Origin of the sequence: Clostridium luticellarii (assembly GCF_002995845.1) — a bacterium.
Taxonomy (GTDB): Bacteria; Bacillota; Clostridia; order Clostridiales; family Clostridiaceae; genus Clostridium_B; species Clostridium_B luticellarii.
The window spans coordinates 67,171-92,819 of sequence record NZ_PVXP01000006.1; the positions used below are offsets into that span (position 1 = coordinate 67,171).

Sequence of the window (25,649 nt, forward strand, 5' to 3'; positions counted from 1 at the left end):
AGATAAAGAGAGTTTTTATACAAAATTTCTACAATGATCTCTAGGAAGTGTTTAAATGCAGAAAGATAAAAAACTTATAGTATACGATATATTTTTTCTAATAATTTCGCTCTATTTTGCTCTATTACTCAGGTTTGATTTTAGTATACCACCGGAATATATGATATTTTTGAAATTATCAATTATTCCCGTGGTGGTTATAACTTTGATATTCAATAAAATATTCAATCTATACAACAGTATATGGAAATATGCCTCCGTGGAGGAGCTTGTTTCCATTGTGTATTCTGTGTCACTGGCAAACCTTATATTTATAATTTACAGTTATCTTATAAATTATAAGTTTCTTGAAAATAGGTATTACAGATTCCCGTATACGGTGCATATAATTTTTTGGATATTGTCGGTGCTTGCGCTGGGGGGAATAAGATTTATATATAGATTGTCTGAGGACAGTAAGGGAGAATATAAAAGCAGTAAGGACAAAAGACTTCTTATAGTAGGGGCTGGGGATGCCTCAGCCATGCTTATAAGGGAAATAAAAAAGCATAAAAATTTTAATTACAATATAATAGGGCTCATAGACGATGACAGGTCTAAAAAGAAAAAACTGATAAATGGAATAAAGGTTCTGGGCGGAAGGGATCAGATTCAGAGAATATGCAGGGAGGCCAACATAGAAGAAATAATAATAGCAATGCCTTCTGCAGATATTAAAACCAAGAGAAAAATTATAAACATATGCAAGACCACAAAATGCAAGCTCAAAACTTTACCGGGAATATATGAAATGATAGATGGAAATGTGAGTATTTCGAAGCTCAGGGATGTGAACATTGAAGATCTGCTGGGAAGGGAAGAGGTAAAGTTAAATAATGAAAATATAAACAGATACATAAAAGGTAAGGTTATAGTTGTGACCGGTGGAGGAGGTTCCATTGGATCCGAGCTGTGCAGGCAGATAGCCAGATTTGAACCGAAATTGCTTTTGATATTTGATATATATGAAAATAATGTTTATGACGTACAGATGGAATTAAATTACAAGTATCCTAAATTGAATAAGAAAATAATTATAGGTTCCATAAGAGATGTGGATAGACTTACAGACATATTTGAGAAATACAGACCACAGGTGGTTTTTCATGCGGCTGCCCACAAGCATGTTCCACTTATGGAGAACAATCCTGCAGAGGCAGTTAAAAATAACATTATAGGAACATATAATGTACTTAAATGCTGTAATAAATTTAATGTAGAGAAATTTGTACAGATAAGCACGGATAAGGCTGTTAATCCGACAAATGTTATGGGAGCTTCTAAAAGATTTTGTGAGATTATGGTGCAGGCTTTTGATGAGGCCAGCAAAACTGAATATGTGGCTGTAAGATTCGGAAATGTACTTGGAAGTAATGGCTCCGTAATTCCACTTTTTAAAAAGCAGATAGCACATGGAGGTCCCGTTACAGTGACTCATCCTGAAATAAATAGATTTTTTATGACAATACCTGAAGCTGCTCAGCTTGTAATTCAGGCAGGGGCTATAGCACATGGAGGAGAAATTTTTGTGTTGGATATGGGTAAGCCTGTGAAGATAGTGGATTTAGCCAAGGATCTTATAACTTTATCCGGATATGAACCAGGAGTGGATATAAAAATAAAATATACCGGATTAAGGCCGGGAGAAAAGTTGTATGAGGAACTGCTTATGAATGAAGTAGCCCTGACTTCCACAGAACATGATAAAATATTTGTGGAAAAACCCAATAAAATAGATATAAATTTTGTAGAAAAATCTATAGAAGATTTTAAAAAAGTAGTAAATGGTGATAAAGAACAGATAATTAAACTCATAGAGGAGAAAGTACCAACTTATAAAAGAAAAAAATATCAAAAGGATGAATAAGACCATGAAGAATGTACTAGTTATTTCACATATGTATCCTTCACCTTTTAAGAGTGTCTTGGGTATTTTTGTTCATAAACAGGTTCAAAAACTTATAGGTGAGGGATGCAATGTAAAAGTGGTATGCCCGGTGCCTTATGTCCCAGCTTTTTTAGGTGTAATAAAAAAATATAAAGCCTACCTTCAAATACCGGATAAAGCGGTGCTGGATGGTGTAGAAGTTTTTTATCCCAGGTATTTTGAATTCCCAAGGGGAATTTTTCTACAGAATTCGGGTTTTTTTATGTATCTGGGCATAAGGAGAATTGTAGGCAGACTTCATAGAAATTTTAAGTTCAATGTTATACATGCACATACCGCAATACCTGTTGGATTTGCTAGTATGCTTCTTGACAAGAAATATAGGGTGCCCCTGGTAGTGACGATTCATGGACAGGATTTCCAATATACTATAAAGAAAAATGCCATGTGCAGAAAAAATGTATTCAGGGTACTGAAATATGCGGATAAGATAATAACTGTCAGCAATAAACTGAGGAACGTAATAAGAGAAAAATATCTTCTGGATAAAACTGTGGTCATAAATAATGGAATTAATCCGGAGGAATATGTAATAGATGAACAAATTGAGTTAGAAGGACAATATGTAATGCTCAGTGTGTCTGCTTTAATAAAGACAAAGGGCATAGATCTGAATATAAGAGCACTATCGAAACTTGTAAAAAAGTATCCTGATATCAGGTATTATATAATTGGAGCCGGAGAGGAAAGTAAAAATTTAAAAAGACTTGCATTTGAATTGAACTTAAGTGAAAATGTGATTTTCCTGGGAGAATTACCCCATTCAGAAGTGATAAAATATATGTCTTCAAAATGTGATGTATTCTCTCTCCCCAGCTGGCAGGAGGGTTTTGGAATAGTGTATATAGAGGCAATGAACAGCGGAATACCTGTTGTAGGTATTAAGGGACAGGGTATAGAAGATGTAATTAAAGACAGAAAAAATGGCTTTCTTGTTAAACCTCATGATGTAGATGATTTGGCAAATACCATTGATTATATACTAAGTCATAGAAAAGAGGCCAGACAAATTGGCCTAAATGGAGAGAATGCTGTACTGAGAGAATTTACCTGGCTTAGAAATGCACAGAAAACTATTGATATATACGATGAAATTATGAGGTGAGAGAATTTTGAATATTGCTATGCTGCTTACAAATGGTTTTGATCCTGATCCTAGAGTCTACAAGGAGGCAAAATCCCTTACTAAGCTTGGACATAAAATCACTATTTTATGCTGGGATAGGGATGGAACATATATAGATAAACCTGAAGAAAACTTAAATGGTATAAAAATAGTGAGATTCTTTGGAGAAGCCCAGTATGGTTCAGGTTACAGGCAGATTTTCAAGTTTTTAAAATTTAAAAGGGAAGTCTATGATTATTTGAGGAATAAGGATTTTGAAGCACTGCACTGCCATGATTTTGACGGACTTTTTATAGGAGTGGGTTTAAATAAAAAACTTGGATTGAAGCTTACATATGATGAACATGATCTTTTTTACATGTATTTTTACAATAGAAAGGGTTTTATAAACAAATTTATTTACAATGCCATTATTATAATGGAAAAGCATATGCTGAAAAAAGTAGATACCCACATAGTTGTTACCCCTAAAATGAAGCAGATTTACAGTAAAATAAGTAGAAATATTTATGTGATAAATAATGCGCCCTATAAAAATCTTTTTAAAAACATAGAGAAGGTGCCCAGCACTAAGCTTAGAATTGGTTTTATAGGTTCGGTAAGATATTATGATGAAATGAAGGCCCTTATTGATGCCTCGCAGAAATACAGTGAATATGTGCAAATTGTAATCTGCGGCAGAGGAATATATTCCAAACAACTTGCTGAATATTCAAAAAAGTTTTCAAATGTATATATACGGGGAGTATACCACATAAGTGAACTTGAAAAACTATACAGCAGCACTGATATTACTTATGCCTTTTATCCTGGAAATACAGCAGCTGTATCCATGCCAAATAAATTCTTTGAGAGCATAATAACTGAAACTCCAATTATTGCAAACATTGCAACTGAGTTTGGTTTTGAAGTGAGTAAGAATAATTTTGGATATGCAGTAGGAGGAAGCAATCTTAGAAAAGAATTGGAGAATGTAATAGGGAGACTTGTAGAAAATCCGAGGGAAAAGGAAAAGATAATTGACAATATGAGGAGAATGAAAAATAATTATTTTTGGGAAGCCAATGAGCCCAAATTGGGTAAAATATACGATAAGTAATTGATGAAAGTTCAAGAGGAGATTTATATGTGTAACGAGAATTCTGTTTCAATAATAATTCCAGTATATAATGAGGAAATGCATATAGAAAAATGTCTCAAATCCATAATGAATCAGACTTATGGAAATATTATTGAAATATTGATACTAGATGGCATGTCTACAGATGCTACTAGAAGTATAATAGAAAAGTTTAAAAATGAAAAAGTAATGCTTGTAGACAATGTAAAGAAGGTTCAAGCTGCAGCCCTCAACAAAGGTATAGAGATGGCAAGGGGAGATATAGTTGTAAGAGTTGATGCACATGCAGTTTATGATAAAGATTATGTAAGTCAATGTGTAAATACATTGAACAAGGTGAAATCACAAAAAGTTGTGAATGTAGGGGGGCCTACATATCTATTGACATCAGAGTCATATATAGAAAATTGCATAGTATTTTTACATGAGAGTAAATTTGGAATAGGTGTTGCCAAGTTCAGGCAGAAGGATTACGAGGGGTTTGTGGATACTGTATGGAATGGTGCATTCTGGAGATGGATATTTGATGAGATAGGTTTTTATAATGAGAGTCTCTCCAGAAGTGAAGATAATGATTTGAACAACAGAATATTAAGGGCAGGGTACAGGATATATCAGAGCAAAGATATAATATCCTATTATAAACCCAGAAGCAGTATAAAAGAAGTTATTTCCCAAAATTTTAAGAATGGAGAGGCCATAGGAGGATCTCTTGTGAGCAACAGGGAGATAGTCAGAATAAGACATCTGATTCCACTTGCATTTTTTATTACCATATTTGTATTTGGAATAACTTATAAGCTGTTTTTTATAAGCAGAATTATAGAGATTTTAGCTCTGGCAAGTTATTTTGCGGTGGATATGACAGAATGTGTAAGAATAGCGGTAAAAAATGGAATCAAATATATACCCTGTATGTTTATACTGTTTCTTTTATTACATATAACTTATGGAATAGGAACCATATGCGGATTTTTCAAATCAATTTTCAGCAGAAGAAAGAATAACCGGTGAATAGGAGGTCGCTTGATGATAGATGAAATTTATGACAGACAGGGCAAAGGTGGAAAGATTTTGTCTGCTGTACTGTACCTGCTTATAATAGCAGGATTGATCCTGGGATACATATGTTCCATTAAATATTACAAGTCTTTTAATTTTGTAATAAATTCGGGGATTTTAAAAAGAGCACTTATTATGCTTCCCCTGGTAATAGCAGTAGTTTATACTGCCGTATTTTTACTTCCAAATAGAATAAAGGGTCTTACCAGCCTGTATTGGCTCTTGTTTTTGCTGCTCAGCATTACTCCGCTTTTAGTGGTCTATACAATGAGCGGTCTTGGGGAAAGTAAAAATTCAGAAGTATTTATATATACCATAACTGCAGTTGCTGTAATTGGAGTGATTATAGTAAGCAAGATGGATCTTGAAATACCACAGATATCTATAAGTCCCAGAACTTTTTGGATATGTGTAGTGGGTTTTATGATAATTGGTTACTCCTATTTAATATATAAATTGGGATTTCCAACTAAAATACTGGAGGCTTTTCAAAATGTATATGCGGTGAGACTGGACTACAGAGAGCAGGCTGGAAGATTTGTAGATTATTTTGTTCAATGGCTTGGAAATATAGTAAATCCTTTTATACTGGCTTATTTCATATATAAGAAAAAGTATAAATTTGTGATAATACCTATTGTATTGCAGCTTGTTTTATATGGATACGCAGCATATAAAAGTCAATTTGCGGTATTACTCATGGCTCCTTTTTTCGGAATGGTATTGAAATATGGCATAAAGAGGAGTTTTGTGGAAAAAATGACAGCGCTTGCTGTAGTGCTTGGACTTGCCGCCCTTTATTTAAAAAGATTATCCATATATCTTCTTGTGATAATAAGAATATTTCTATGGCCTTCTCTTATAGCCCTGGAATATTATGATTTTTTCTGGATGTATCCTAAAATGCTTTTATCCCAGAGCATATTTGGTAACTTTTTCAAGAATATATATAATATGGATCCTAATTTTTACATGGCAACGGTGTATTATGGAAGACCTGATATGAGGCTTAATGTAACCTGGTACGGGGATGCCTACATGAATTTCGGTATTGCCGGGGTAATTTTATTTTCAATACTTCTCTATTTTATAATGATAATTATTAAATCTGTAGAAAATAAGAATATTTTCTTGGTGGGCACGGTTCTCTTCGGAGGAATAATGGCACTGTTTAATGGCCCCATACTCACTACACTGCTCACAAATGGCCTTGGGCTCGGTCTTGTTTTAGCTTATCTGCTTCCAAAGGAGCTGTAATATTTTGATTCCCGGGGGAGGTACAAGATGATGAAAAAGTACTATAAAGATATGGATATAGCCAGAGGAATAGGCATATTTCTAGTAGTTCTAGGACATTCTTTTCCTGATTCACAGTTCAACAACAGTGACTTTTATGAATATATATATAAACTTATATATTCATTTCACATGCCGTTTTTCTTCATTATATCAGGTTTTTTTGCCTATAAAATATATGAAATAGAAAATTTAAAGAATTATGGCTCATACATATGTAAAAAATTAAAGAGACTGATGGTTCCATATTTTGCAGTGTCATTGGTGGCAGTTCCCATAAAATTGTATATGAACAATTTTGCTGCAAGACCTGTGAACCTAAATGATCTTATAACCAATATACTGCTTTATCCGCTGGACATTCCAATACAATATTTTTGGTTTATATATACACTGTTTTTTATATTTGCAGCGGCACCTTTATTTAACAAGCTTCCAGTTACAGCAGCATTGCTATTGACTTTGTTTTTGAATCTGATTTTTACAAAGCAGATAGGATTGTTTTATGTATATGGTATAGTGCACTACCTATTTTATTTTTTCTTTGGCATATATTTGAGAAGCACTTACGACAGGTGGAAAAATATTAAAAATAAGTACGTGATTATCATGATATTTTCGGTAGTTCTTGTGACTTTAAATAGATTTAATGTGGGGAAAGAAGTATATCCTTATTATAATCTGCTTACAGCACTTTTAGGCAGCAGCATATTTTTGCTCATATCACAACTCATAGTCAATTCTTCAACTGGAGAGCTGTTTAAAAAATTGGGTAAATACAGTTACGATATATATCTACTATCCTGGTTCTTTCAAACGGGAGCCAGAGTTCTATTCTATCAGATGTTTAAACTTGACTATGATATTGTAATAATGATAATGCTTTTTATAGGATTTATGCCAATATTGATGTCCAAATGGATATTTGACAAAGTACCTGTACTGGGAAAAATATTTTTGGGCCGTAAATGAAATTGTATATGAAATTAATTAGTGATAAAATACTTAAGGTAAGTGCGGTTAATTATTTTGGAGGAAAACATGAAGAGTGATAAACTTGTAAAGTCTGCCGGAGTAGTGATGGTCATTTCAATGGTAAGCAGGGTCATGGGTTTTGTAAGAGATGTACTTATTGCAAGTGCTTTTGGAGCTTCCGTCAATTCGGATGCATATACCATGTCCCTTACAATACCGAATATCATGTTTAATTTATTTGGCCTTGCCATTACTACAACCTTTATTCCAATACTCAGTGAGTGCTACAGTAAAAATGGCAGAGAGGAAATGTTTAAGTTTGCCAATTACATAATGAATATTTTGATGATCATATCTCTATTTTTATGTGTATTGGGATGGATATTTACCGATGATATTGTAAATGTAATTGCTAATTTTACAGGGGAACGATATAATTTAACTGTTTTTTTGACAAAAATAAGCATGATAAATATACTTTTTTTGAGTTTGAACAGCGGTTACACTGCAATACTTCAAACTCTGGATGATTTTACGGCTCCTGCATTAGTGGGTATAGTGATGAACATACCTATAATATTGTATATATTGACAGGAACTCATTATGGGATAATAGGACTCACAATGGCCACTATGCTTGGAAATGGACTGCAGATAGTAATACAGATTCCCTGGCTTGTAAAAAACAGATACAAGTACAGTTTTAAAATAGATTTCAAGGAGCCTAAGATAAAAAAGATGCTGTCACTGATTGCACCGGTCATTATTGGAACAGGTGTAAATCAGGTCAATGAAGTTGTCCAGAAAAGAATGGCTGGAGGTCTTGCAATTGGAAGTATAGTGGCACTTGATTATGCCAATAAACTCAATATGCTTGTATATTTTACCTTTGCCTCCGCCATAGTCACAGTAATTTTTCCATCACTTTCCAGAGACGGAAGCGTTAAAAATTTTGATGAATTCAAATACCATATAAGTTCTGCAGTGAATAACATAAATATCATAGTTATTCCAGCTGTTATAGGGCTTTTGGTACTTAGAATTCCCATAATAAGTGTGCTTTTTATGCATGGTGCTTTTAATAGAACTGCAGTGGATATGACAGCAGAAGCTCTTTTTTTCCTGGTCTCAGGCCTGGTGTTCTGGGGCATAAGGGATGTATTCAACAGATCTTTTTACGCTCTGCAGGATACTACCACACCTATGATAAATGGAGCCATAGGTGTAGGGGTAAACATAGTGATGAGCATTGTACTTGTGAAAAAAATGGGCATAGGCGGGCTAACCCTTGCCACCACCATATCTGCCTTTGTAAGCTGTGTACTTCTTGTGAAGGATCTCAGGAATAAAGTGGGGAGCGTAAATGGCTTCAACATGTTTGTGGTGGGAAGCAAGATAATGGGTGCAGCATCTGTCATGGGACTGTGTATATTCTTTATAGATGATTTTTTGAGTAACTTTATGACAGGTTTCAAGGGACAATTGATTATAATAATTATTTGCATAATTGCTGCAGTAGGAGTCTATACCTTGATGCTGCTGATTTTAAAGGTGAAGGAACTTACAAATATAATAGATATAATTAAAAGAAAATTTAAAAGATAGAGATGTTATATTTTAATGTGGTGAAAAGGAGAATAAAATTCTAATGAAGAAATTTTGTAAACTCATGACTGCACTTTTAGTATTTACGATTTTTTCAACAGGCTGTACAGACGTGGCGGGAAGAAATAACAACAAAGAGATAGTAGTCTGGTCTCATTTTACAGATTCCGAAATAACTGAGCTTAGAGCTCTCGCAGATAAGTGGTCGAAAACTTCAGGGTACAAGGTGATAATTCATTCGGATAAAGGCGACAACAGGGCATACATTGAGGCATCCTTGAGAAATATGGAACCGGATATAGAATTTGGAGTATCCCATGACCGAATGGAAAAATTGCACAGCGAAAATCTTCTGGCCAAAGTTCCGGATAATCTGATAGATAAAAATAAATATATACCATCTGCGCTTGCAACTGTGTCCTTTGACAATAAAATGTATGGCATACCCCTGTCTATAGAAACTTATGGTCTATATTATAATAAAGACAAAGTGAAAAATCTGCCTGAAACCTGGAAGGAACTGATTTCCATGGGACAAAAACAGGGGTTTGAGTATGATATAAATAATTTCTATTTGAGTTTTCCAATACTGCAGGCCAATGGAGCCTATATTTTTGGGAAAGGCCATAATGGCTATAATGTAAAGGACATAGGACTCAATAATGAAGGTGCAGTTAAAGGATATTCCATGATTCAGGATATGGTTCAAAAGTATAAATTGATGCCGGAAACCATAGACAGTATAACTGCTAGAAATAATTTTAAAAATGGGAAGACCAGTTTTTACATAAGTGGTTCCTGGGATCTTCAGGAATTGGATGAATCAGGGCTCAATTATTCTGTAGTGCCTTTTCCAAAATACAATGGTAAACAGATGATGTCTTTTGTGACGGCTCAGGTGGCTTATGTGAGTCCAAAGTCAGAATATCAAAATGCAGACTGGAGTCTGATAAAATATCTCATAGACAACTCCAGCAAACCACTTTTTGATATAACGGGAAGAATTCCTCCTTTTAAGGTGGACTATAACATAAAAGAAGTAAAAAATGACCCCAAAGCAAGAACTTTTGTAAAACAGTCGGAATATGGAGAAATACTTCCCAATGTGACTGAAATACAGGCTCTTCAAAATGTCAGCAAGATAATGCTGGATTTGACGTCGGGAAAAATAACGGCAGGAGAATGCGGGGAAAAAATAGAAAAGGATATATTGGACTTTATCGTAAAAGAAAAACAGTAAAAAGTGTAGATGACAAAGGAAAAAGTATGTATTATAATGAAAAACATATGAGCAAGTTAAACTAGGAGGTAAAAACATGTCACAATTGAAAGACGAATTAATAGAAAAGCTGGAGAATAGAAAAGCAAAATTAGGTGTAGTTGGTTTAGGCTATGTAGGGCTTCCGCTTGCTGTAGAAAAGGCCAAAGCAGGATATCAGGTTATTGGATTTGATGTTCAGGATAAAAAAGTTAAATCAGTAAATGAGGGAGTTAATTATATAGGTGACATAGTGGATTCAGATCTGGAAAGATTGGTAAAGGAAGGAAAATTGAAGGCCACTACTGATTTTAGTTTTGTCAAGGATGTAGATGCAGTTTCCATATGTGTCCCAACTCCACTGGATCTTTATAAACAGCCGGATATATCCTATGTGGTAAATTCCACCAAAAGTGTTGCAAAGTATCTTCACAGGGGAATGCTTGTAGTACTTGAGAGTACAACTTATCCTGGTACTACGGAAGAGGTTTTAAAACCTATACTTGAAGAGGGCGGATTAAAATGTGGAAAAGATTTTTTTCTGGCATTTTCTCCTGAAAGGGTGGATCCGGGTAACAAGTATTATAAAACCAAGAATACTCCAAAAGTGGTAGGAGGATGTACTCCAGAATGTACGGATGTTGCGGCAGCTCTTTACAGGAATATACTTGAAAGTGAGATATACACCGTATCCTGTCCGGCAGTGGCTGAAATGGAAAAGATACTTGAAAATACATTTAGAAATATAAACATAGGCCTGGCCAATGAGATGGCAGTGCTCTGCAAGAGAATGGGCATAGATATATGGGAAGTAATAGATGCGGCAAAAACCAAACCCTATGGATTTATGGCGTTTTACCCGGGACCAGGATTGGGAGGACACTGTATACCACTTGATCCATTTTATCTTTCATGGAAGGCCAAAGAATACGATTATCATACAAAATTAATAGAGACATCAGGAGAGATAAATGATTTTATGCCTGAATTTGTAGTTGACAATGCCATGAAACTTTTGAATGAACATAAAAAGGCGATGAATGGAGCAAAAGTGCTTTTACTTGGAGCAGCTTACAAAAAAGATATAGATGATTTGAGGGAATCGCCAGTTCTTAAGATTATGGATCATTTGAAAAAAAATGGAGCAGAAATATTTGTAGATGATCCATTCATTCCTGAATTCAAACATGGTGGCAAGGTGTATAAAACAATAAATTGGAAAGATGAAATTGATGATTCTGATATAGTTATTATAACTACAGATCACAGCTGCTATGATTATGAGACTATAGTTGACAGAGCTAAAATAGTTTATGATACGAGAAATGCCACTAAAGATGTAAAAAACAACAGGGACAAAATCCATAAATTATAATCTGGATTAATTATTTACAAGAGGTGTTTTTATGAAAAAATTAAAATTTGCCATTATAGGGTGTGGGAGAATTTCCTATAAACATATTGAAGCTCTGGCAGCCAATAAAGAAGAAGCAGTTTTAACAGCAGTATGCGATATAGTCAGTGAAAAGGCTGAAAAGAGAAAAGACGAATATGTGGATAAAACAGGCAAAGATCATGAACCGGCAGTTTATACCGATTATAAGGAAATGCTTGCAAAACAGGAGATAGATGTAGTCACCATAGCTACCGAAAGCGGATATCATCCTGAAATAGCCATTTATTGTATGAATAACAAGAAAAATGTCATATGTGAAAAACCTATGGCACTTTCAATACAGGATGCAGATGCCATGATAGCGGCATCTGAAAAAAACCATGTTAAGTTGTGCATATGCCATCAAAACAGGTTCAACAAGCCGGTTCAGCAGCTTAGATCAGCTGTAGAACAGCACAGGTTTGGCCGAATTATAAACGGTACGGCTAGAATACTCTGGAACAGAAATATGGATTATTATAATCAGGCTCCCTGGCGTGGAACCTGGAAACTTGACGGAGGCACTCTGATGAATCAGTGCATACACAATATAGATCTGCTCCAGTGGATGATGGGGGGAGAAATCGACAGCGTGTATTCCCAGTGTGATACTTTTATAAGAAATATAGAAGCTGAGGATTTTGGAGCAATTGTAATAAGGTTTAAAAATGGTTCCATAGGTATAGTAGAGGGAAGTGCCTGTGTTTACCCTAAAAACTTGGAAGAAACTTTAAGCGTATTTGGAGAGAAAGGTACGGTGTGCATAGGCGGACTTGCAGTGAATAAAATAGAAACCTGGGAGTTTGCAGATCACAGAAATATGGATGATGAAATATTGAAAGTTCAGGAAGGGGACCCGGATACCGTATATGGTTTTGGTCATATACCTCTTTTCAAAAACATGATAGATGCTGTAAACAACAATACAAAACCTCTCATAGATGGAAAAGAGGGTAAAAAAGGAATGTCCATAATTTTGGCGGCCTATAAATCAAGACTTACAGGTATGCCTGTTAAATTTCCCATGGGCGATTTTTCAACCCTGGATATGCTGGGAATTGAAAAAATCAATAATTAGCAGTTAAAATTGAGAATGGAACAATTTCATTCTCAATTCTTGAATATATAAGAATAGGAGAGTTAATATGTGCGATAAATATATATCTGATACTGCAAAGATAGGAAATAACGTGACTATTGGAAAATTTGCAGTTATAGAAAATGAGGTTGTATTGGGAAATAATTGTATAATAGGTCATAACGTGGTCATTCACAGCGGCAGTAAAATAGGCGACAATGTGAGAATAGATGACAATACTGTAATAGGCAAAGAACCCATGAGATCTGTAAACAGTATATTTAAGGATGATAAAAAGTTTGATCCAACTTTGATAAAAGATGGATGTCTTATAGGTGCAGGGGTAATAATCTACTGTGGATGTACAATAGAGAAAAATGTACTTGTTGCGGATCTTGCCACAGTGAGGGAAAATGTAACCATAGGCGGTAAAACCATAATAGGAAGAGGAGCAGCTGTGGAAAATTTCTCAAAGGTTGGTTCCAATTGTAAAATTGAAACCAATGTATATATCACAGCTTATTCAGAGATTGAGGACAATGTATTTATTGCACCGGGAGTTGTGACTTCAAATGATAATTTTGCAGCCAGATCCAGGGAGAGATACAGCCATTTTAAAGGTATTACCGTTAAAAAAGGCGGCAGAATAGGTGCCCAGGCAACTGTCCTTCCGGGCAAGGTTATAAATGAAGATGGATTTGCTGCAGCTGGAAGTGTAGTTACGAAAGATGTAGAAAAAGAGACTATAGTTGCGGGGAATCCAGCCAGGAGATTCAGAAAAGTTCCTGAAGATCAACTTCTTAAAAATCAATAATAAATTTTACAGGAGGATATGTATGAAAATATTGACGGTTGTAGGAGCAAGACCCCAATTCATCAAAGCTGCTGCTGTTTCCAATATATTAAGAAAATCTCACAGCGAAATATTGGTACATACAGGACAACATTATGATGAGAATATGTCTAAAGTGTTTTTTGAAGAACTCAATATACCTAAACCGGATTATAATTTGGGTGTGGGTTCAGGAAGTCATGGGAAACAGACAGGAACCATGCTCATAAAACTTGAGGAGATATATGAAAAGGAGAAACCGGATGTCGTATTGGTATATGGTGATACGAATTCAACTCTGGCAGGAGCTCTGTGTGCCAGTAAATTATTGATCCCAGTAGCCCATGTGGAAGCTGGACTAAGAAGCTTTAATATGGAAATGCCGGAAGAGCAGAACAGAGTCCTTACAGATCATGTTTCCAATATTTTATTTGTACCCACAAAATCGGCGGAGGAGAATTTGAAAAGAGAGGGAATAGATAAAGGTATCTACAATGTAGGAGACGTTATGTTCGATGCCATCTTGAATTTTAAAAAGCTGGCGAAAAATAAAAATAAAATTATGAAGGACCTGGATCTGGAGGGTAAGGAGTATATACTTACTACTATACACAGGGCTGAAAATACAGATCATATAGATAGACTGAACAATATAGTAGATGCACTGAATGAATGCGGCAGGATAGTTGTGCTTCCGCTTCATCCCAGAACCAGAAAATATATGCTGGATTATGGGCTTGAATTCAATGAAAATGTGAAGGTAACAGATCCTGTGGGATATCTGGAAATGATAAACCTGGAAATGAATTCACAAAAAATAGTTACGGACAGCGGCGGAGTCCAAAAAGAGGCTTTTTTCATGAAAAAACCCTGCATAACCATGAGAGATGAGACAGAATGGGTTGAAACTGTGGAGAATGGCTGGAATAAAATAGTAGGAACCGATGTGAAAAAAATACTGGATGGGATATTGAATTTTGTACCTTTAAAGGAGCAGAAAAATATATTTGGAGATGGAAAGGCTTCGTCAAGGATAACTAAAATACTTGACAGATAGTAATTTTGAAAATTAATGTGGAGGTGAGAATTTGTTTTTAGATAGAATTTTATATTTATTTTTGTGTATTTATGTAATATCCATTCCCATTTTACCGGATGTATTTAAAATAGGAAATGTGGCCTTTTCAGATTGTATGCTGGTGTTTATTGCAGTTTTGTATATGATTAAAATTGTTGTTTCAGAGAGAGCACGTCATAGATTTTTTATGGGAATAAAAGATTTTTTTAAGAATTATTTGACTGTATTTATGAGTATATTTGCCATTATGATGCTGGTATCAGTAAGTTATGCTGCTGAAAAAAAGCTTGCTGTCAGTGAAAGTCTTAGATTTATCTCTTATATTGTACTGTTTTTCATGGTGAAATATGAATGGAATAGAAGCGGACATCTGAAAGGAATATTGTATTCCTACATATGCTCTACATTTATAGTAGGTGTGTATGGATTATATCAGTATTTTACAGGTTTCGGCCTGAGTAATGAATTTAAGAATTATGGATATGCAAGATTTAAAATAACGGCAAATATGGATAATCCCAATAACCTGGCAGCTTTTTTGATAATTGGTATTTTCCCCGTGATAATGCTGCTTATATATGAGAAGGATAGGATAAAAAAGATTTTTTATTTGATACTGACGGTGATCATGCTTCTGGATCTGGTATTTACGGGTTCCAGAAATGCCATTATTGGTGCGGCAGTTGGACTCATTGTCCTTGCTGTTGTGTACAGCTTTAAATTTATTGTGCCGATTTTGGCGGCAGGAGCAATATCCATGCTTGTGCCGGAATTGAGGGCTAGAATTATGGCAATAGATGATCCTGTACAGAATCAGTCCAGAATCTATTTATGGAAAATTGCAGGAAAGATGATAAAGGATCATCCTGTGTTCGGGGTGGGAAATGGAAATTATGTAAGTTTATATGACAGATATGTTCAGATATATCCACAGTATAAATTTTATGGATACACCAGATGGCCAAGTCATAATTCCTACTTGAAGGTGGAAAGTGAACTTGGAGTTATAGGAGGAATATCTTTTATCGGTATTGTTGCCGCTTCACTTATAAAGGTCAAATCTTTTATAAACAGTACTAAAAATGAGTTTTATAAATACTTTTATACAGGTTTTTTTGCATCAATGATAGCTTTTTATGTGATGAATTTATTTGACAATTTATTTTTTGTGCCTAGGACAACTACCTATTTCTGGCTTATTCTGGCAGTGTCCCAGGCTGTGATGTATAGAGAAGAACATGAAAGTATATTTTTAAACATCTTTTAAATTGGAGGTGGCAGTTATCAGAGTATTGCAGATTATATCCGGAAATGATGTAGGTGGCGGTGGAAATCACGTGCTGAATTTGAGCCTTTATTCAAAGTCCATGTTTCACAGTATTATAGGGACCTTGGGCGGAGGAGGACTTTATGAAAAGAGTAGAAAACTCAATATAGATACGATAAAATTCAAGAAAAGCCTTACCTACGACAGGTATATGCTGGAGTATATAAAAAAAAATCAAATTGATATTGTCAATTTTCATGGCGCAAAGGCATTTTTCACCCATTATTTTTTAAAGGATAAAGTGAAAATTCCTACAGTGGCTACAGTACATAGTGACTTCAGAAAGGATTTTTTAAATAACAGTATAAAATACAGGCTGTTCACTCCTCTCAGTAAAAAAGGATTGAAGAGTTTTGACAGATATATATGTGTGTCGGATTATATAAAAAGTATTTTGGAGGAAGAAGATTTTACAGGGAGAAAATTCAGAGTCAGCAATGGTATTGATGTAAATGGACTGACTGTGAAAGAAAATAGGGAGAATATAAGAAAAAAATATGATATATCTGAAAAGGATTTTCTGTATGTAAATGTGGCCAGGATGCACCCTGTAAAAAATCAAATGTCACTTATACAGGCTTTTGGAATTATTAGAGATGAAGTTGAAAATGTAAAACTCATTATAGTTGGAGATGGATCAGAGGAACTCAAGCTGAGAAATTTGATTGTAGATCTGGCACTACAGAATGATGTAATACTTGCAGGTTATAGGAAAAATGCGGTGGACTATATAAATGCAGGAGATATAGGAGTACTGACATCATTTAGTGAGGGGGGAGCACCTCCTATAGCATTACTTGAAAGTGCTGCAGTAAAAAAACCTTTCATCGCTCCAGATATAGGTGAGATGAAGAAGATATTTAATGAAGACTCTATTTTTTTAATAAATCCCAATTCTGTAGAAGACATAGTGAATAAAATGAAATTGGCTTATGATAAAAGAAAATACATACCACAAATGGGAAACAGGCTGTATGATGTCTGTGCAGAAAAATTTTCAGTGGGTAATTTCTGCAGGCAGTATAATCATATATATCAGGAGATAATTTACCATAAGTAGTTGGAGTGAAAAATATGTCAGGAAGAAAAGTGATAAAAAGTTCCGTTATAGTAATGCTCCTCATAATAGGGGGCAAAATATTGGCTCTTGTGAGAGATGCACTTATAGCTGAAAAATTTGGTGCAACTTATGTAACTGATATATATAATTTTTCACTGGGATTTGTATATCTTTTGACAACTATAAGCTATGGATTGACTACGACCTTTATACCTCTTAATTCAGATCACATTGAAAATAGCAGCAGTGAGAAAAGAAATAAATTTGTAAATAATATAATAAATCTGTCTGCTTTTTTTACAATTATAATTACAGTTATACTCATTGTATTTTCAAAACAGATAATATACCTATTCGGGCATGGATTTACTGCTAATATGAATATATATAGTCAATCCGTTGAGATAATCAGAATAATGCTGCTGTCATTGATATTTGTAACACTGCAGAGTGTGGTTACGGGAGTACTGCAGTCCCATAAAAGATTTTACGAGCCTGCAGCTATGGCCCTGGCATCTAATATGGTCTATATAATCTATCTTGTATTTTTAACTGCAAAATATGGAATGAAAGGATTTGCAGTGGCTACGGTAATAGGTTTCTTTGTGCAGCTTGCAATAAATATTCCGGGATACAGGAAGCTTGGGTACAGATACAGATTTGTAATGGATATAAAGGACAGTGATGCACTTTCCATGTTTAAATTGATGGTACCCATAGTGATAAGCACTTCTCTGATTCAGTTAAATCTATTTGTAAATAGATCCTTTGCGAACAACATATATTTTGGTGCTGTTACAGTACTGGATTATTCAAACAAGGTAAGTACACTGGCTTATGAGGTATTTGCCATAGGTATTGCCATGATTGTATATCCCACCCTTTCGGAATTGGCAGTTAAAAAAGATATTGCAAAATACAGAAAAGCTCTTGTCAATTCCATAAACACGATAATGATCATAATGATACCTGCGGCAGTTGCCATAGGGATCTTACGGCATCCACTTATAAATGTGATCTTTAGGCGTGGAGCTTTTAGTCTGGAGGCTTCAAATCTGACTTCCAGTGCGCTTCTATTTTACTGTCCGGCCATGATTGCCTATGGTATAAGGGATATATTGAACAAAGCCTTTTATTCCATTAAAGATGCAAAAACGCCTATGGTGAACAGCTTTACCGGAATAGTTATCAATGTAATCATAAATTTTGCATTGATAAAATATATGAAAGTTTCAGGATTGGCATTGGCTACTACTATTTCTGCAATTATAACTACAATGTTTATGATGGCAAATTTAAATAAAAAATTGAATGGAATGAACATGAAAAAACTTTTTGGCGGTTTCTTAAAAATAAGTTTTTCTTCTGCAGTTATGGGTGCATGTATATATGCTGTAAATTATATATGCATGAATGAATTTTCTTCTTTTATGAAGGGAAGCATCATGTCCATTTTTGCATCCTTTGTAGCAGGAAGTGCAGTTTATTTCATATGTCTCCATCTTACAGGGATTGAAGAATATGAATATGTAGTAAAAGCAGTTAAAAATAAAATTTCAATGTAATATTTAAGTGAAGAGGGTGGTGGACATAATAAAAAAACGTATTTTGGGTATGGATATAATAAGGGCTTTTTCAATAATTGCAGTTATATCACTGCATGTTTCCGCAACTGTACTTTACAGGTGCAGGCCTTATTCTGCCACTTATAATGTGTCATTTATATTAAATCAGCTTTCACGGTTTTGTGTACCAGCTTTTATAGTTATATCAGGAATGGGTCTTACTGTAAATTACAAAAAGGGGGAAAGCTATTCTGAATTTATAGTCAAGAGATTTTTAAGGGTAGTACCCCAGTATATAGTATGGTGTGTAATTTACATACTGCTGATAACCAGAAATTTTGACATACATGAGGACATAAACAATATAATTTATGGAAATGTGTTCTACCATTTTTATTATGTTCCTCTTATAATTGAATTTTATATCCTGTTTCCGTTTATATATAGATTTATGGATAAAAAATGGTGGATATTCTTTAGCTTTACCATTACAGCTTTTTTTCTGGTGTATACATATTATTTTAAAATTGCATCGCCTGATGAATGGTTCTGGAATAAAAAAAATCTGTTGTACTGGATTTTTTACTTTTCATTGGGAGGTTATATGGGCAGAAATATTGATGTTATTTCTGAAAAATTAAATCGTCACAGGTTTTTTATATCTGCATTGTTTTTAATTTCAGTTTTTGTAGTCATATACGGTTTTATTGAGGGAAAACAATTCAGTGGAAATGTGGATTATACAACAACTTTTCAAAGGCCTGCTGTACTTTTCTATTCTACAGCATTTATACTTTTTATTTTTAGCTTTAAATTCCAAAAGGGATTGATTATGAAAATTGTAAGATATATATCGGATATGTCCTATGATATATATCTGGTTCAGGCGGGAATATTATACATTTATACGCAGTATTATATCAATAAATATGTTGATGCAGGTAATCTTGATTTTGAGATAAATGCTTTTCTAATTACTCTTTTTGGTTCCATTGCTCTAAGTAAGTTAAAAAAGATTTTATAGTAAAAATATGTATGATATAATGATAAAATACAGGAAGTAGGTGAATTTGCTAAATTATGCAGGCAGATGAAATAAAAATAGATATGGAAATGGATATAAAAAGTAAGGCATTACAGTTTTTTGTGAAAAGAGTTTTTGATATTCTATTTTCAGCAGTAGGAATGGTATTATTGAGTGTAGTGTTTGTCATACTCATATTGTGGATTAAGCTGGACTCTAAAGGTCCTGCTATTTTCAAACAAATCAGAGTGGGGAAAAATGGAAAAAATTTTACCATATATAAATTCAGGACAATGGTAGTGGATGCGGAAAAAAAACATAAGCTCAATATTGATCCAGGTAATTTAGAAAATTTTGTATTTCAAAGTAGAAATGACAACAGGGTTACCAAATCCGGTGCTTTTTTGAGAAAAACAAGTCTGGATGAAATACCCCAGCTTTTTAATGTACTTCTCGGGAATATGAGTTTGGTAGGACCAAGACCAGAAATACCGGAGGTAGTTAAGCTTTACCCTGAAGCGTATAGACAAAGGCTTATGGTTACTCCAGGAATAACAGGTCTTGCACAGGTAAGTGGAAGAGGTGAAATAGAACTAGGAAAAACTGTATATTATGATCTGACTTATATAAAGAAATTTTCCCTTCTAACTGATATCAAGATTCTTTTTAAGACAATTTTTTCTGTGTTTAAAAGTGAAGGTGCATTTTAAATGTTTACTAAGTTGCTGAAATACAAAATATTTAATAGAAGTAAATCAGAGTTCATGGATTATATAGATAAGTTCTCAAAAATAAATATAGTTTCAGGTAATCCGGAAGTATTGTACAATGGGCTTAAAAGTGAATTCTTGATGAAGAATTTTAGGGGTAGCAGTACTGTGATAATTCCAGATGGAGTGGGTACGGTTTTGGCCTGTAAAATTGTGGGTACGCCGGTAAAAGAGAAGATAGCCGGTATAGAGGTAATGGAAACTATAATGGAAAAATGTACGGAGGAAGGAAGGTCTATATATTTACTTGGAGCCAAACAGGATGTTCTGGATATGTGCAAAAAAAATCTCAAAAAAAAATATCCCACTTTAATAATATCAGGAACTCATAATGGCTATTTCGATATAGACAATTGTGACAATATACTTTCCGATATAAGAGCCTGCAGTCCCTATGCCATATTCGTGGCCATGGGAAACCCAAGACAGGATATCTTTATAGCACGGAATATGGATGAATTGCCCTGTCATATATACATGGGAGTGGGAGGAAGTTTTGATGTATTTGCAGGTAAAGTAAAAAGGGCTCCAAAATGGATGATAAGTCTGGGACTTGAGTGGCTTTACAGAGTTATAAAAGAGCCATTTAGAATAAAAAGGCTGATATCCATACCTAAATTTTTATTGAAAGTCATAATTTTCAATAAAAAACAAACTATTTAATATTATTTTCCAGTATATCCTTGAAATTGACACTTTCCAGTTCTTCAATCAGGTGGTTCTGTATTTTTAAAAGTGAGTTATGTATGTCACAGTGCCCGTTTCTATTGGCAGTACAACGTTCAGGGTCATACAAACATCTGTTTAAATAGATGGGCCCGTCAATAGCTTCAATTATACTTCTTAAAGTTATTTTTTCAGGCATGAGATTTAATGCATAACCGCCATTAACTCCCCTGTAGGATTTAATTATACCTGCCTGGGTCAGCTTTCTCAAAAGCTTAAGAAGAAATCTAAGGGGTACATTTTCGTCTCTAGCTATGGATTTAGCCTCTATTTTTTTCCCATAGCCTAGTTTTGATAAATAGAGTACAACTCTAAGGCCGTAATCTGATTCCTGTGTAATCCTCATATGCATATTCCCCCAAAATATTTTTTTATACAATTAGGTAAATTAGGTATAACCAAATAACAACAACCAACTTAATTATACCTAATTTAAGTTATAATATAAAGTGAAATCCTGCAAGAGAAATATATTTGTTACAATTTATCGAGGCTTTCCAGAGTATAGCCCTGTTTTTTCCAATCTTTTATCACAGAGTCGAGTATTTCTGAATTTGTTTTGGAAACTGCATGAAGCAATATAATTGCCCCATTATGGGTTCTGCGGCTTATCATTTTCTTGGATTCTTCAGGAGAAGGCTGTCTTTTTACATTCCAGTCGTTATAGGCAAAACTCCAGAATATGGTTTTATAATCTAATTTGCTGGTATAAAATAAGGACAGCTCACTGTATTTTCCCATAGGCGGTCTGAAAAAATGTGGCATTTCCTTTCCTGTGACCTCTTTATAGGCATCTTCTGTTACTGAAAATTCCCTTTCAAATCTTGCAGGATCTTTTGCAGCATCTGCCATGGAAGGATGTTTTTCAGAATGATTGCATACCAGATGGCCTTCATTTACCATTCTCTTTATAAGATCCGGATTACTTTTTATATAGGGGGTTGTGACAAAAAAAGCAGCTTTCACTTTATTTGATTTCAGTATATCCAGCATTTTGGAGGTATAGCCGTTTTCATAGCCTTCATCAAAAGTCAAGTAGATAACTTTTTTAGAAGTGTCTCCTAAATAATATGCGGAATATTTGTTTATAAGTTTTAACACATCTTCAGGTTCTTCTGAAGGGGTACCATTGTTGTTTGGTTTAAAAAACCAGTTTTTTTCACTCTTGTCTAATTTAGAAATATCTAAATTTTTCAGCCTGTTGTAGCTTTTAGGTGTGTTGTCCTCTTTAGAGTTTAGTTTTATCTGTGACATGGAGGGATTGCTGTATGTTAAAAGCTTCTTTTGCCTGTAGCAGGCTCTGGCATTATAAGTGCATGAAAAAATTATATAAATTAGAAAAATTGATATAAGTTTTTTAATCATAGTATATTATCACCTACCTTACAAGATATAATTTATGATATACTTAATTTAATAATTTATACTTCAGTTTTAAAGAAATTATAAGTAAATTGTATGTAGGAAGCATTGATGTATCAATGTTTTTTTGATTATAAGATAAATTGGAGATAGTGATGTGGAGAGTTTTATTGAAGGTGTTGAAAAGATCTATGATTTTATAAATAACAGCAGTGAGGATGCTAAAGTTAAACTTGAATTTATTGAGGAATATAAAAAAAGGTTTAATATGTCCGGTTCCAGATGTTTTTCGGAAAATTACTATAATCTAAAAGGTGTCAATAAAGCCAAGGGAATGGTGTATACACCCTATGAGATAGCAATGTATATGGTGAAAAATTTAATAAAGCCTCAGGATGTAATTGAAAACCCATTTATAAAAATTGCAGATCCTTCTTGTGGATGTGGAAATTTGATATATGCGTGTTTTTTATATTTAAAAGATATATTTATGGACAATATAGAAACCATAAACAAGTACAATAATATTAAATTAAAGGAGAAGGATATAAGCAAGCATATAATAGATAATAATATATTTGGTTTTGATATAGATGAAATTGCAGTGAAAATATTAAAGATAGATTTATTCAGTATCAGCGGGGGGGTGAATTCAGATAATTTTATAGTTCAGGATTTTTTAGTGAAAAATGTAGGTGAAAAATTTGATGTATTTGTAGGGAATCCACCTTATGTAGGACACAAAGCTGTAAATAGAAACTATTTTAAGACTCTAAAGGAGATATACGGAAGCATATATAGAGATAAAGCAGATATATCCTATTGTTTTTTTAAAAAATCTCTGGATTGTCTGAAAAAAGGTGGAAAGCTTGGATTTATCAGTTCCAGATATTTTTGTGAAGCGTATAGTGGTGAAGAACTTAGAAATTTTTTGATAAAAAATACATCCATCTATAAAATTGTAGATTTTTACGGTATACGTCCATTTAAACATGTGGGAATTGATCCTATCATAATATTCTTATTGAATGAAAAAAGTTTTGATAATAATATAGAAGTTATAAAACCAAAAGACTGCAGTGAATTGGATAAAAATGAATTTTATGATTCTCTATTTATAAAAAAAGATGGGGAATACAGAAATTTTTTTATAGAACAGAATTCTGCAGACAGCAGTGGATGGGTACTTGTTGATAAAATTGAAAGAAAAATAATTGAAAAAGTAAAGAGAAAAAGCCAATGTACTTTAAATGATATATGTGAAAGTCATCAGGGAGTTATAACAGGTTGTGACAGGGCTTTTATAATAGATGAACATATTTTGAAGGAAAAAAATATTGAGCGTGCTCTAATAAGGCCCTGGATAAAAAGCAGTTATATTCATAGAAATGAAATATCCTATAAAAAAATGTTTATAATATACTCCAATATTATAGAATCTGAGATAGAATACCCTAATTCCATAGGGTATATAGGTACATATAAGAAAAAACTTTTAAATAGGAGAGAGTGTAAAAATGGAGTTAGAAAATGGTATGAACTTCAATGGGGGAGAAAACCGGAGATATTTGAAGGCAAAAAAATTGTATTCCCATACAAATCAAAAAATAATAGATTTGCTTTAGACAAAGGAAGTTATTTTAGTGCAGATGTGTATTCACTGGTATTAAAGAAAGGTCTTGAGTTTACTTATGATGATTTACTTAAAATTCTAAATAGTTCATTATATGAATTTTATTTTAAAACTTTTGGCAAAAAGTTGGGAAATAATCTGTATGAGTATTATCCCAATACTCTGATGAAATTGAGGATACCTTTTATTGATTTTTGTGGAAAAGGTGATGCAGAATGCTATCTATATAGATTTTTTGGATTGACGGAAGAAGAAATCAAAATTGTAAAAAAAAGCTGTGTTGTTGATGATGGATTTTAGGAGGATTGTTGTCACAATATGAAATTATTGCTATAATAATGTTTACTGCAATAAAAGATTGAATTTCAATGTGATTCGGGGGTATATTATGGATTTATGGTTAAAAGAAAGTCAAATTGAAGATGCCGTTATGACATATAGAGTCAAACAAACTTTGATCAGGGAAAAAACTGAGTATCAGGATTTAGCTATAGTGGATACATATAGTTTTGGGAGAATGCTTGTTCTAGATGGAATAGTGCAAACTACTGTCAGGGATGAATATGTTTATCATGAGATGATAACCCATATACCTCTATTTACTCATCCAAATCCTAAAAAAGTGCTTGTAGTTGGAGGAGGGGACGGCGGTGCTGTAAAGGAGATTTTAAAGCATCCTACAGTGGAAAAAGTTGTGCTCTGCGAAATTGATGGAGAAGTTGTTAAGCAGTGCAAAAAATATCTTCCAGAAATAAGTTTTGCACTGGAGGATCCAAAATGTGAAATTTTTATTGGAGATGGAATAAAATACGTTCATGAACACAGGAACAGTTTTGATGTTGTAATAGTGGATTCCACAGATCCTTTTGGTGCCGCAGAAGGATTGTTTGGAGGAAGTTTTTATAAGGAAATATATGAGTGCCTGACAAAAGATGGAATATTCGTGGCTCAGACTGAAACCCCCTTTTATTTACCTGAGGTGGTAAGAGATGTTTATAAAGACGCAAAAGCTGTTTTCCCAATAACTAAATTGTTTATGGCGGGTATACCAACTTATCCCAGTGGATTTTGGAGTTTTACGCTGGGTTCTAAAAGATATGATCCTCAGAAGGTGAATTTATCTTCCACAGCTGATATAAATACAAAATACTATACAAAAGAATTACACATAGCTTCGTTTGTACTTCCTAAATTCATAGAAGATCTGATTAGATAATATATTTGATTTTGAATTTGAGAGCATATCTGAGAGTTTATTCATTGACCCAGATATGCTTTTCCTTATTATATCTGAAAATTTTCTCTAAAAAAATTTAAAAATGACATATAT

22 protein-coding genes are annotated in these 25,649 nt (G+C 33.8%); 20 read left to right on the plus strand and 2 right to left on the minus strand.

Annotated elements, in window-relative coordinates:
* The first annotated feature begins 55 nt into the window (after positions 1–55).
* The 18 genes from CLLU_RS03835 to CLLU_RS03920 all read left to right on the plus strand — a co-directional run bounded on the left by CLLU_RS03835 (position 56) and on the right by CLLU_RS03920 (position 21,261).
* Entirely contained in the window at positions 56–1,906 is a 1,851-nt protein-coding gene (locus CLLU_RS03835; protein ID WP_106008252.1) for a polysaccharide biosynthesis protein, read from the plus strand.
* Positions 1,907–1,910: 4 nt separating this feature from the next.
* Positions 1,911–3,092: a glycosyltransferase gene (locus tag CLLU_RS03840; RefSeq protein ID WP_106008253.1), complete on the plus strand. Its 1,182-nt coding sequence runs from the start codon at positions 1,911–1,913 to the stop codon at positions 3,090–3,092.
* Positions 3,093–3,099: 7 nt separating this feature from the next.
* Positions 3,100–4,212 (plus strand): glycosyltransferase, encoded by a 1,113-nt coding sequence (locus CLLU_RS03845; RefSeq protein ID WP_106008254.1) that lies wholly within the window; start codon positions 3,100–3,102, stop codon positions 4,210–4,212.
* Positions 4,213–4,239: 27 nt separating this feature from the next.
* Entirely contained in the window at positions 4,240–5,247 is a 1,008-nt protein-coding gene (locus CLLU_RS03850) for a glycosyltransferase family 2 protein (protein WP_106008255.1), read from the plus strand.
* A 15-nt stretch (positions 5,248–5,262) separates the two neighbouring features.
* Entirely contained in the window at positions 5,263–6,552 is a 1,290-nt protein-coding gene (locus tag CLLU_RS03855) for an O-antigen polymerase (protein ID WP_106008256.1), read from the plus strand.
* A 30-nt stretch (positions 6,553–6,582) separates the two neighbouring features.
* Positions 6,583–7,563, plus strand: a complete 981-nt coding sequence (locus tag CLLU_RS03860; protein ID WP_106008278.1) for an acyltransferase family protein — start codon at positions 6,583–6,585, stop codon at positions 7,561–7,563.
* Between the two features lie 69 nt (positions 7,564–7,632).
* Positions 7,633–9,171 carry a murein biosynthesis integral membrane protein MurJ gene (gene murJ / locus CLLU_RS03865; RefSeq protein ID WP_106008257.1) on the plus strand — a complete coding sequence of 513 codons (1,539 nt, stop codon included), beginning with the start codon at positions 7,633–7,635 and terminating at the stop codon, positions 9,169–9,171.
* Between the two features lie 43 nt (positions 9,172–9,214).
* Positions 9,215–10,411 carry a sugar ABC transporter substrate-binding protein gene (locus CLLU_RS03870; RefSeq protein WP_106008258.1) on the plus strand — a complete coding sequence of 399 codons (1,197 nt, stop codon included), beginning with the start codon at positions 9,215–9,217 and terminating at the stop codon, positions 10,409–10,411.
* 76 nt (positions 10,412–10,487) lie between these two features.
* Positions 10,488–11,804 carry a nucleotide sugar dehydrogenase gene (locus CLLU_RS03875; RefSeq protein WP_106008259.1) on the plus strand — a complete coding sequence of 439 codons (1,317 nt, stop codon included), beginning with the start codon at positions 10,488–10,490 and terminating at the stop codon, positions 11,802–11,804.
* Positions 11,805–11,835: 31 nt separating this feature from the next.
* Entirely contained in the window at positions 11,836–12,942 is a 1,107-nt protein-coding gene (locus CLLU_RS03880; RefSeq protein ID WP_106008260.1) for a Gfo/Idh/MocA family protein, read from the plus strand.
* Positions 12,943–13,009: 67 nt separating this feature from the next.
* The gene (locus CLLU_RS03885) at positions 13,010–13,756 is read left to right on the plus strand and encodes an acyltransferase (protein ID WP_106008261.1); all 747 of its coding nucleotides are present in this window, start codon (positions 13,010–13,012) and stop codon (positions 13,754–13,756) included.
* A gap of 22 nt (positions 13,757–13,778) precedes the next feature.
* A complete protein-coding gene (wecB, locus tag CLLU_RS03890; RefSeq protein WP_106008262.1) occupies positions 13,779–14,831 on the plus strand; it encodes a non-hydrolyzing UDP-N-acetylglucosamine 2-epimerase in 1,053 nt (350 codons plus the stop codon).
* Between the two features lie 31 nt (positions 14,832–14,862).
* Entirely contained in the window at positions 14,863–16,119 is a 1,257-nt protein-coding gene (locus CLLU_RS03895; protein WP_106008263.1) for an O-antigen ligase family protein, read from the plus strand.
* 25 nt (positions 16,120–16,144) lie between these two features.
* Entirely contained in the window at positions 16,145–17,239 is a 1,095-nt protein-coding gene (locus CLLU_RS03900) for a glycosyltransferase family 4 protein (RefSeq protein WP_242977464.1), read from the plus strand.
* Positions 17,240–17,253: 14 nt separating this feature from the next.
* Positions 17,254–18,804, plus strand: coding sequence for a murein biosynthesis integral membrane protein MurJ (murJ, locus tag CLLU_RS03905; RefSeq protein ID WP_106008264.1), 1,551 nt, complete (start codon positions 17,254–17,256; stop codon positions 18,802–18,804).
* 19 nt (positions 18,805–18,823) lie between these two features.
* Positions 18,824–19,828: an acyltransferase gene (locus CLLU_RS03910; RefSeq protein WP_106008280.1), complete on the plus strand. Its 1,005-nt coding sequence runs from the start codon at positions 18,824–18,826 to the stop codon at positions 19,826–19,828.
* A 56-nt stretch (positions 19,829–19,884) separates the two neighbouring features.
* Positions 19,885–20,538, plus strand: a complete 654-nt coding sequence (locus tag CLLU_RS03915) for a sugar transferase (protein ID WP_106008265.1) — start codon at positions 19,885–19,887, stop codon at positions 20,536–20,538.
* Positions 20,539–21,261, plus strand: coding sequence for a WecB/TagA/CpsF family glycosyltransferase (locus CLLU_RS03920; RefSeq protein ID WP_106008266.1), 723 nt, complete (start codon positions 20,539–20,541; stop codon positions 21,259–21,261).
* Here the strand turns inward: CLLU_RS03920 and CLLU_RS03925 are convergent.
* Together CLLU_RS03925 and pdaA are read right to left on the minus strand one after the other, a co-directional pair.
* Positions 21,254–21,670, minus strand: coding sequence for an RrF2 family transcriptional regulator (locus tag CLLU_RS03925; RefSeq protein ID WP_106008267.1), 417 nt, complete (start codon positions 21,668–21,670; stop codon positions 21,254–21,256). The two genes, CLLU_RS03920 and CLLU_RS03925, sit on opposite strands and share 8 nt — an antisense overlap.
* A 131-nt stretch (positions 21,671–21,801) precedes the next feature.
* A complete protein-coding gene (pdaA, locus tag CLLU_RS03930) occupies positions 21,802–22,689 on the minus strand; it encodes a delta-lactam-biosynthetic de-N-acetylase (RefSeq protein WP_106008268.1) in 888 nt (295 codons plus the stop codon).
* Between the two features lie 154 nt (positions 22,690–22,843).
* Between pdaA and CLLU_RS03935 the strand changes: the two genes are divergently transcribed.
* Both CLLU_RS03935 and speE read left to right on the plus strand, forming a co-directional pair.
* Positions 22,844–24,619 (plus strand): Eco57I restriction-modification methylase domain-containing protein, encoded by a 1,776-nt coding sequence (locus CLLU_RS03935; protein ID WP_106008269.1) that lies wholly within the window; start codon positions 22,844–22,846, stop codon positions 24,617–24,619.
* 88 nt (positions 24,620–24,707) lie between these two features.
* Positions 24,708–25,535, plus strand: a complete 828-nt coding sequence (gene speE / locus CLLU_RS03940; protein ID WP_106008270.1) for a polyamine aminopropyltransferase — start codon at positions 24,708–24,710, stop codon at positions 25,533–25,535.
* Positions 25,536–25,649: the final 114 nt, after the last annotated feature.